This is a genomic window from Candidatus Methylomirabilota bacterium, assembly GCA_036001065.1.
GTDB lineage: Bacteria > Methylomirabilota > Methylomirabilia > Rokubacteriales > CSP1-6 > MNEF01.
The window spans coordinates 1-9,918 of sequence record DASYUQ010000159.1; the positions used below are offsets into that span (position 1 = coordinate 1).

Below are 9,918 nucleotides of genomic sequence, written 5' to 3' on the forward strand. Positions count from 1 at the left end.
ACTCAGGGCGGCGCGGGCCGCCCGATCGTCCCGTTCCGACCGAATCTTCTTCAGCTTCGCAATCTGCGCGTCGGCCACGGTCTGATCGAACGCGTACAGTTCGACGGCGTGATCGGCCTCGGCTGCGCCGTCGGCCACGTAGCAGTTGACGCCGACCTTCGGGACCTCGCCCGAGTTCAGCTTCTGCTCGAAGAGATAGGCCTGGCGCGCGACCTCGGCCTGGATGGCGCCCGTCTTCACGGCCTCGACGATGCCGCCCATCCTCTCGACGTGGGCCAGCTCCTCCTGGATCAGGCGCTCCATGTCGTTGGTCAGCGCCTCGACGTAGTACGAGCCGCCGAGCGGGTCGGCGGTGTCCGCGGCGCCGCTTTCCTCCGCGCAGATCTGCATCGTGCGCAGCGCGATGAGCTGCGCCTTCGCCGACGGGATCGTGTACGCCTCGTCGTACGTCGGCAGCGCCATCGTCTGCGCACCCGAAAGCGCGGCCGCGAGCGCGATGTACGCGCCGCGCACGATGTTGTTCTCCGGCTCCTGCATGGTGAACGCGGAGCCGCCACCGCCGATGAGGCTGCGGAACGCCCACGACTTCGGATTCTGGGCTCCGAAGTGCTCGCGCAGCATCCGCGCGTAGAGCCGACGGCCGGCGCGGAACTTGCCGACCTCCTCGAAGATCTTGCCCCAGGCCGTGAAGTTGAACGAGATGCGCGGCGCGAAGTCGTCCACCGCCATCCCGCGCGCGAGCATCAGCTCGACGTACGCCTTCGCAATCGCGAGGCCGTACGCCATCTCCTGCGCCGTCGTGCAGCCCGCCTCGCGGATGTGGTAGCCGCACACCGACACCGGGTTCGAGCGCGGATAGTGCTTCGCCGAGAACTCGATGAGATCGGCGACGAGCCGGAGCGACGGCTCCACCGGGTAGACCCACGTGCCGCGCGCCACGAACTCCTTGAGGATGTCGTTCTGCGGCGTCGTCACCACGCGGGCCGCGGCGGCGCCCTGCATCCCGGCGACGGCGTAGTACATCGCGGTGATCGGCGCCGCCATGCCGTTGATCGTGAGCGACACGCTCACGCGGTCGAGCGGGATGCCCGCAAAGGCCTGCTCCATGTCGGCCAGGGTGTCGATGGCCATCCCGACCCGGCCCACCTCGCCTTCCGCGCGCGGGTCGTCGGAGTCGAGACCGAGCTGCGTCGGGAGATCGAAGGCGACGTTGAGCGCGTCCTGGCCGTGGGCCATGAGGTACTTGAAGCGCGCGTTCGTCTCGGCCGGCGTGCCGAAGCCGATGTACTGGCGCATGGTCCACAGGCGCTCGCGGTACATGCGCGGGTGGATGCCGCGCGTGTACGGATACTCGCCCGGCCGGCCGATGTCCCGCTCGAAGTCGCGGCCGGCCAGATCCTCCGGCCCGTAGACCGGCTTGACGGGAATGCCCGCGTGCAGGATGACCTCCCTCATCATCGACGCGCCTCCTTGGTAAAGGCCGCTACGACCTCGGGGAGCGGGGTGCCCATGGGGAACACGCGGTGGACGCCGAGTGCCAGCAGCGCCTCCACGTCCTTGGGCGGGATGATGCCGCCCACGACCACCTTGATGTCGGACGCGCCCTGGACCTTGAGACCTTCCAGCACCCGGCGCGACAGCGGCAAATGGGCGCCGGAGAGGATGCTGAGGCCGATCACGTCCACGTCCTCCTGGATCGCCTCCTGCACGATCTCCTCCGGCGTCCGCTTGAGCCCGGTGTAGACGATCTCGATCCCGGTATCGCGCAGCGCCTGGGCGATGACCTTGGCGCCGCGGTCGTGGCCATCGAGCCCCGGCTTGGCGATGAGCACCTTCATGGCTCGACCTCGAGCTCGAGCAGCGCTCCGCGCACCCGCCCACCGTCGATCCGGAGCCGTCCGACCGCCACCGGGAGCTTGAAGCGGCGCGGGCCCGCGCTCCCGGGATTGAAGAAGAGCACCCCGTCCCGCTCCTCCTGACGCGGCTGGTGAGAGTGGCCCGAGATCACCGCGGCGAACCCGGCCCCGCGGGGATCGAGGTCGAGCTCCTTGACATCGTGGAGCACGTAGAGGAGCACGCCGTCGATCTCGAGGACCTCGGTGAGCGGGAGCTTCTCCGCCCAGGCGCCGCGGTCGTTGTTGCCCCGGATGGCCGTCACCGGCGCAATGGCCGCCAGCGCCTCCAGCACCTCCGGTGATCCGACGTCGCCGGCATGAACGATGGCGTCGGCGGCCCGTAACGCGGCGATGGCCTCGGGCCGGAGGAGGCCATGCGTGTCGGAGATCACGCCGACTTCTCGCCGGCTCGCCTCGGAGGCGCGGGACCCAGCCCGCGTCCCTCCTGCGGCTCGCACTGCCACCCGGATCTTCTTGATCGTGCCCGTCATACCGGAGTGAACGCGGGCAGCCAGCGCGGGTTGCCCTTGGGGTCATCGGCGATGCGCAACGGCTTGAGACTCACGCGCTGACCGAGGGTGATCCGGCCCGGATCGCCCTCGACGATGATCGAGAAGACTCGATGGCCGTGGACCTTGACGATGGCGAAGATCCGCGGACCATCGAATCCCGCCGGGAGCCCCGTCTCCTGCACGGTGAATGCGTGCACGGTGCCCTCCGACGGCAGGTCGACCCAGTCGAACCGGTCGGAGCAGCACTCGGGACAGAACGCCCGCGGGGGCCACGCCGTCCTCCCGCACCCGGCGCAGCGGGTCGTGCTGAGCCGTCCTTGCCCCAACCGCGCGTAGAACTCGCCGAGCTTGTTCCAGTCCGGTGACTCCAGCGGAAACGGATCGATCGCGCGGAAGTAGCTCATGCCATCCCTCGCTCGATCACGGCGCCTCGCGCCCGTAGATCATCACGACATGCTCGCCCATCCCGCTGTTGTTGTGGGTGAGCCCGATCGAGGCGCCGGGAACCTGGCGGGCGCCGGCCTCGTCGCGGAGCTGGACAAAGATCTCCGCCGCCTGGGCCACGCCCGTCGCGCCCAGCGGATGGCCGCAGCCGATGAGGCCTCCGCGGGGGTTGACGACGACGTCGCCGCCGTAGTCGCTGCGCCCGGCGGCGACGAAGGCGCCGGCCTCGCCTTTGGGGCAGAAGCCCAGCTCCTCGTAGGCGATCAGCTCGGCGATGGCGAAGCAGTCGTGGACCTCGGCGACGTCCACGTCCCGAGGCGTGATGCCGGCCATGCGGTAGGCGCGCTGGGCGGTGCGCTCGAGGGCCGGCCAGTGGGCGTAGTCTTCGGGGAGCGACGTGAGCTGGAAGCCGTCGAGCGCCTGGCCGGTGCCGCGGATCCAGACCGGCGTGTCGGTGAGGGCGCGCGCGCGCTCCTCGCCGGCGACGATGACGGCCGCGGCGCCGTCGGTGATCGGCGAGCACATGAAGAGCCGGAGGGGGCTCGAGATCATGCGCGAGCACAGGACCTGATCGAGCGTCGCGCCCTTGTTGAAGTGCGCGTTGGGGTTCTTGGCGGCGTGGGTGTGGTTCTTCACGCCCACCAGCGCGAGCTGCTCCTCGGTCGTGCCGTACCGGGCCATGTGCCGCTGGGCGGCCAGCGCGAAGCACGGCGGCGCCGTCAGCCCGAAGGCGGCCTCCCACTCCCGATCCACGCCGGCGCCCATGTTGAGGATCGCCTCCTCGGCCGTGGGCTGGGTGAGCTTCTCGACCCCCAGCACCATGACCAGGTCGGCGAGGCCGGCGGCGATGAACGCGTAAGCGTAGCGGAGGCCCACGGTCCCCGACGCGCACATGTGCTCCGTGCGTGCGCTGAGCGCGCTCGGCCTGATCCCGAGCGCCTCGGCGGCCAGCGAGGAGATGTGGCTCTGGAACGCCGTGCGCTCCGGCATGACCGAGCCCACCACCAGCCCCTCGATGTCCCTCGGCTTGAGGGCGGGCACCGAGTCGAAGCAGGCCTTGCCCGCCTCCCAGATCAGGTCGCGGTAGGTCGCCTTCCGCACGCCGAACTTCCCGACTCCCGCGCCGACGAGCGCGACCTTCCTCATGGCGCCGTCCCCCTAGTGCCGTTCCAACTATTCGCGCCTAGGAAGGCACCGTGTACATCGTTCGTGGACAGATTTAGTATTAACAAGTTGGAACGGCACTAGGCAAACGCCTGCCCCCGGTCCCAGTCCAGCTCGCGCCCGATCACCACGCGCAGGATCTCCGAGGTGCCGCCGCCCGGCAGCAGGAAGCGCGCGTCGCGGAAGTAGCGCTGCACGGGGTACTCCATCGCCAGCCCGTACGAACCGAAGATGCGCGCCGCTTCGTCGGTGACGCGCACGGCCATCTCGGAGGCGAAGAGCTTCGTCATCGCCGCCTCCCGGACGATCGAGCGGCCGGCGTCGATGGCGGCCGCCGCCTGGTAGGTCATGAGCGTCGCCGCGTGGAGGGACGTCAGCATGTCGGCGAGCTTGAACGCGATCGCCTGGTGCTCCACGATCGGCTTGCCGAAGGCCTGGCGCTCGCGGGCGTACTTCAGCGCGGCGTCGTAGGCGGCCCGCCCGAGCCCGACCGAAAGCGCCGCGGTCATCACGCGGATCTCGGACAGGATCGTCCCCACCTTCTCGACGCCCCCGGTCTCGCCGCCCAGCAGGTGCGCGGCCGGTACTTCCACGTCGTCGAGCAGGATCTCTCCCGTCTCCGACGCCCGCACCGACATCTTGTCGATCTTCCGGCCCAGCGTGATCCCCCGCATCGTCGCCCGGTCGAGGAGGAAGAGCGCGATGTTCTTCAGGCCGCGCTCGGCCGACGTCTTGGCGGCCACGGTCAGCAGGTCGGCCACCGGCGCGTTGGTCACCCAGGTCTTGGCCCCGCGCAGCACGTACCGGTCGCCGCGTCGCTCGGCACGCGTGGTGATGTTGGCCACGTCCGAGCCGGCGTTCGGCTCCGTCAGCGCGAAGGTCGCCACCAGGTCGCCGCGGAGGGCCGGGACGAGGTAGCGCCGGTGGAGGTCCTCGGAGCCGTACTTGTAGATGAGCGAGGTGCCCATGAGCGACTGCATCGCGGCCGCCGCCGCCAGCGACATCGACCCCCGGGCCAGCTCCTCAGCCAGCAGGCAGTAGGTCACCATGTCGGCGTCGGCGCCGCCGTACTTCTCCGGATAGCGGAGGCCGAACCAGCCCAGCTCGCCCACGCGCGAGAAGAGCGCCTTGGGAAACTCGGCGCTCTCGTCGATGGCCTGGGCGACCGGGACCACTTCGGTGTCCACGAAGCGCGCGACGGCCCGGCGGAACTCCTCCTGCTCGGGCGTGAACCGGATCATCACCGCCGCCTGTCCGCGCGCCGGCGCCGGGTCGCCTCGGCGTCCACCCGCAGATCGAGCCCGTGGCCGGTGATGACGACACCGTACTCCGCGCCGGCGGCCTCGACCGAGACGTAGTCGTCCAGCACGTCTTCGAGGACCCGCGCGGGATCACGCTCGCGGGGATCCCCGTAGCCGCCCGCGCCGGACTGCTGGAACGAGATCACGTCGCCGTAGGCGAACTCGCGGGACTCCTTGCCGTGCACCACCTCCTGGCGAGGCCCCGGGTCGATCACCGTGCGCGCGAGCTTCCCGGGCTGGCCGCCGAAGAGGCCGTAGGGCGCGAACTTCTGGCGCTCGGAGAGATTCGTCAGCTGACCCTCGTCGGCGAGGAAGCGCAGGTCGCGGCGGATGCCACAGCCGCCCCGGAACATCCCCGCTCCCGCCGAGTCACGCATCAGTTCGAAGCGCTCGACGACGATCGGCTGGTTCGCCTCCTGGGCCTCGACGGGGATGTTCGAAGCATTGAAGGCCGAGGCCATCGCCTCGCAGCCGTCCCGGGCCGCGCGCGCTCCCGTGCCCGAGAGCACCAGCTCGTAGGCGACAAACCGCCGGCCTCGCTCGCGGTCCCGGCCCCCGAAGGTCGGGTTGGCGAAGTGGGAGGACGCGGCGACGACGCGCTCGGGGAGCGCGGGGGCCAGGGCCCCGATCACCGCCTCGAAGATTCGATAGCAGATGATGGCGCGCGGCCCGCCCCCCGCCGGGGGCCGCGGGTTGAGGAACGAGCCCTCGGGCGCCTTGACCGTGATGGGGCGCAGCGCGCCCTCGTTCATCGGGCCGTAAGGATCGGTGAGGCACTTCACGGCCGCGTACGAGTACGAGCGCGTGTAGTTGATGTAGGAGTTCAGGCCCGAGGGCGTCTGGGGCCCGGAGCCCTCGTAGTCGATCACCATGGTGTCACCGTCCACCCTGACGGTGACGAAGACGCGGAGCGGGTCGGTGCCGGGACCATAGTCGTCGAGGAAGTCCTCGAAGGTGTAGACGCCGTCGGGAACCTGGCCGATGGCCGCCCGCATGTTGGCCTCGGACCGCGCGATGATCTCGTCCATCGCCGCGAAGACGCTCGGGCGGCCATAGCGCTCGCAGAGCTCGATCAGCCTCAGCTCGCCCACCCGCAGCGCGCTGCGCTGGGCCCGGAGGTCGCCCAGGACCTTCTCGGGCGTGCGCGTGTTGGCGGCGATGATGCCGACGACGCCTGCGTCCTCCGTGTATTCCTTCCAGACCTTCGTGGGCGGGATGCGGAGGCCCTCCTGGAAGTAGTCGAAGATGCCCTGGACGCCCTGGCTGCCCGGACGCTGCCCGCCGACGTCGGTGTGGTGCAGGATGTTCACGGCGAAGCCGACCAGCTCGCCCCGGTGGAACGCCGGCTGCGTGATGAAGAAGTCCGGCAGATGGCCGGAGCCCAGCAGCGGATCATTGAGCAGGATGGCGTCGCCCGGGCGGAGCGTCTCGACCGGATGGGCGGCCAGCGCGTTCTTCACCGCGAAGGACATGGCCCCCATGTGGCCAGGGCTGTAGGGGCCCTGGGCCACCATGCGGCCGGCGCGATCGAAGACGGCCACGGAGAAGTCCTGGCCTTCCCGCGCCTGCTCGGAGTATGCCGTCCGGTGCACCGTGGTGCCGACTTCCACCGCGATGGAGTGCAGCGCGCCCCAGATCACTCCGAGCGTGATGGGATCGAGCGTGCTCATAGGTCGGAGGGGGCCCCGGAGGCGCTCGACTCTTGGGTTGACACAGGATGGCTCATGACGACACCAGCTGCACCACCAGGTTGGCGTACTCGTCGACCGCTGCCACCGCGCCGGGCGGCAGCACCGTCGTCGACTCCCGTTCCTCGACGATCGCCGGCCCGGTGAGCGACATGCCGACGACCAGACGATATCGATCGTACACCGGGCAGTCGACGTAGCCCCGCGCCTCCGGGACGTAGGCCTTGCGGACCATCTTGCGTGGAGAGCCCTCGGACTCCGACGGCGCCTTGGCGAGCGCCACGCGGGGGGCGCTGCCGACCGCCGAGAGTTTCCAGGTGACGGCCTCCACCGGCTCGGCCGAGCTCGCGTAGCCATAACGCGCGGCGTACACCTCGTCGAAGCCCCGGCGGATCCGTTCGAGCGCGGCGGCGTCGAGGCGACCGGGCGGCACCGGCACGGTGAGCTCGTAGCCCTGGCCGACATACCGCGCGTCCGCCGAGCGGGCGATCACGATCTCCCTGGACACGCCCGACTCGCGCACCACCGCCAGTGCCTGCTGCGCCATCTCCTCATACATGGCGATGAGCGCCGCCGGGTCCACGGCATCGAGGCGCCGCACGTAGGTGCGGGCCACGTCGAACTTGACCTCGGCGGCGAGCAGGCCGATGGCCGCGGTGACGCCGGCCGCCGCCGGCAGGATCACGCGCGGGATGCCCAGGGCCTGCGCCAGCCGGCAGCCGTGCACCGGGCCCGAGCCCCCGAAGGCGACCAGCGTGAGGTCACGGGGGTCGCGCCCGCGCTCGATCGACACGACGCGGGTGGCCAGCTCCATGTTCGTGTTGACGATCTGGTGAATGCCCCAGGCGGCCTCCTCGAGCGCGAGCCCGAGCGGGCGGGCCACGCGGTCCTCGATGGCGCACGCCGCCGCGCCCACCGAGAGCTTCATCACGCCTCCGGCGAAGAACTCGGGATTCAGATAGCCCAGCACGAGATCGGCGTCGGTGACGGTGGGCTCGACGCCGCCCCGCCCGTAGCAGACGGGGCCGGGTGTGGACCCCGCGCTCTCCGGTCCGACGGCGATGACGCCCAGCCGCGCGCGGGCCAGCGAGCCGCCGCCGGCGCCGATCTCGACGAGGTCGATCGCCTGGATGTTCATCGGCAGCCCGCTGCCCGGCACGTTGTTGACCCGGTGGAGCTCGAACGCCGTCGTCGTGGACGGCCGCCCCTTGTCGATGAGCGCGAGCTTGGCTGTCGTTCCGCCCATGTCGAAGGCGATGAGATCGCGATGGCCCGCCAGCTCGCCGTAGGCCGCCGCCATCAGCGCGCCAGCGGCGGGGCCGGACTCGATCATGCGCACCGGGTAACGCTCCATCGCCTCCGCCGTCGCGATGCCGCCGGACGACTGCATGACGAAGAGCCGGCCGCGGTAGCCGCGCCTCTCCAGCGCCGCCTGGAGCGCTCTCAGATATTCGCGCAGGGCCGTCATCACGTAGGCGTTGATGACCGTGGTTGACGTGCGCTCGTACTCGCGGAAGGTCGGCGATACCTCATGCGACAGGGTGACCGCGATAGCGGGCGCCTCGTCGGCGACCAGCGCGGCCAGGCGCTTTTCGTGGACCGGGTTGAGGTAGGCGTGGAGCAGACAGATCGCCAGCGTGGTGACGCCCTTTCCGGCCAGCTCCCGGATGGCGCGACGGGCGTCTGCCTCGTCCAGTCGGGTACGGATGGACCCGTCGGCCAGCACGCGCTCGGTCACCTCGCCGATGAGGCGCCGCGGGATCAGGGGCGCGGGCTTCTCGATCTGCAGATCGTAGACCTGGTAGCGCTTCTGGCGGCCGATGATGAGCACGTCGCGGAAGCCGCGCGTGGTGAGCAGCCCAACGCCGCGCGCCTTGCGCTCGATGACGATGTTCGACCCCAGCGTGGTGCCGTGGACGGCCTGGGCCACGTCGCCCCAGCTCACACCGTCCCCGGCGACGAGCTCGTCGAGCCCGGCCAGGCACGCTTCCGAGGGATCCGGATAGGTCGTCAGGCGCTTGCCGGTGGTGAGCTCGCCGGTCGGCGCCTGGAGCACGAAGTCGGTGAACGTGCCGCCGACGTCGAACCCGACGCGATACGGCACGGACTCAGCTCCGCCGCTCGGGACGGGCCAGCACCACGCGGAACGGGTAGCGACGGCCGCTCTGGTAGGTGATCGCGTGCTCGACGGGCTCGCCGCTCATGGCGAAGTACGTGCGCTCGAACAGCAGCAGCGGCGTGCGGGGTCGGACCTGAAGCAGCTCGGCGACGTGGCGCGGCGCCAACGCCGCGTCGGTCACCTGATCGAGGACCTTGATGGGGAGGCTGAGCTGGCGCTCGATGGCGCCGATGAGCGAGGTCTTCGACAGATCCTCGTCGGACAGCGCCGCTCCGATGTCCGGCGGCAGGTACGCGGTGACGTGCTGGAAGGGGCCGGTGTCGGAATGGCGGACACCGATCACGCGGTAGGCCTCGGAGCCGGGCGGCAGGTGCAGCGACTGGGCGATGTTCGCGGGCACGCGGACCATCTCGCGGGCGATGAGCTTGAACCACGTCTCGTCGCCGAGCGCGATCATGTCGCCGATCGAGCCGATGTACCGCAGGCGACGGTCTCCCCCCGGGCTCGGCGTGCTGAACGTGCCACGACCGGCGTGACGGTAGAGCCGTCCCTCCTGGACCAGGACGTCGAGCGCCTGCCGGATCGTGGGCCGGCTGACGCCGAAGCGCGCGCAGAGCTGATGCTCCGAGGCAATCCGCTCGCCCTCGCCGCGGAGATCGCCGCGCAACGCGTCGGCAATCTGGAGATACCGGGGGATCCGAGGACGATAGTTCACGTCGGCTAACCTCCCGCGGGTAGAATTGTCTAGACATTTACCACCCCGGCCAGGCGCCGTCAATCGGAGCGGACGATCGG

General features: G+C 70.3%; 9 protein-coding genes. All 9 read right to left on the bottom strand.

Going from position 1 to position 9,918, the window contains the following annotated elements:
• On the bottom strand, nt 1-1,458 hold a 1,458-nt coding region (locus VGV13_15455; GenBank protein HEV8642488.1), incomplete at its 3' end, for a methylmalonyl-CoA mutase family protein.
• A complete protein-coding gene (locus VGV13_15460) occupies nt 1,455-1,838 on the bottom strand; it encodes a cobalamin B12-binding domain-containing protein (protein HEV8642489.1) in 384 nt (127 codons plus the stop codon). The genes VGV13_15460 and VGV13_15455, both read right to left, overlap by 4 nt.
• The gene (locus VGV13_15465) at nt 1,835-2,287 is read right to left on the bottom strand and encodes a metallophosphoesterase family protein (GenBank protein HEV8642490.1); all 453 of its coding nucleotides are present in this window, start codon (nt 2,285-2,287) and stop codon (nt 1,835-1,837) included. Before VGV13_15465 ends, VGV13_15460 begins: the two co-directional genes overlap by 4 nt.
• Nucleotides 2,288-2,382: 95 nt before the next feature.
• Nucleotides 2,383-2,811 (bottom strand): OB-fold domain-containing protein, encoded by a 429-nt coding sequence (locus VGV13_15470; protein HEV8642491.1) that lies wholly within the window; start codon nt 2,809-2,811, stop codon nt 2,383-2,385.
• A gap of 16 nt (nt 2,812-2,827) precedes the next feature.
• Nucleotides 2,828-3,997, bottom strand: coding sequence for a beta-ketoacyl synthase N-terminal-like domain-containing protein (locus VGV13_15475; GenBank protein ID HEV8642492.1), 1,170 nt, complete (start codon nt 3,995-3,997; stop codon nt 2,828-2,830).
• Nucleotides 3,998-4,095: 98 nt separating this feature from the next.
• Nucleotides 4,096-5,256 carry an acyl-CoA dehydrogenase family protein gene (locus VGV13_15480; GenBank protein ID HEV8642493.1) on the bottom strand — a complete coding sequence of 387 codons (1,161 nt, stop codon included), beginning with the start codon at nt 5,254-5,256 and terminating at the stop codon, nt 4,096-4,098.
• Nucleotides 5,256-6,986, bottom strand: coding sequence for a hydantoinase B/oxoprolinase family protein (locus VGV13_15485; protein HEV8642494.1), 1,731 nt, complete (start codon nt 6,984-6,986; stop codon nt 5,256-5,258). The genes VGV13_15480 and VGV13_15485 overlap by 1 nt, the downstream gene beginning before the upstream one ends.
• 52 nt (nt 6,987-7,038) lie before the next feature.
• Nucleotides 7,039-9,108, bottom strand: a complete 2,070-nt coding sequence (locus VGV13_15490) for a hydantoinase/oxoprolinase family protein (protein ID HEV8642495.1) — start codon at nt 9,106-9,108, stop codon at nt 7,039-7,041.
• 4 nt (nt 9,109-9,112) lie between these two features.
• Entirely contained in the window at nt 9,113-9,838 is a 726-nt protein-coding gene (locus tag VGV13_15495; GenBank protein HEV8642496.1) for a GntR family transcriptional regulator, read from the bottom strand.
• Between the last annotated feature and the right edge of the window lie 80 nt (nt 9,839-9,918).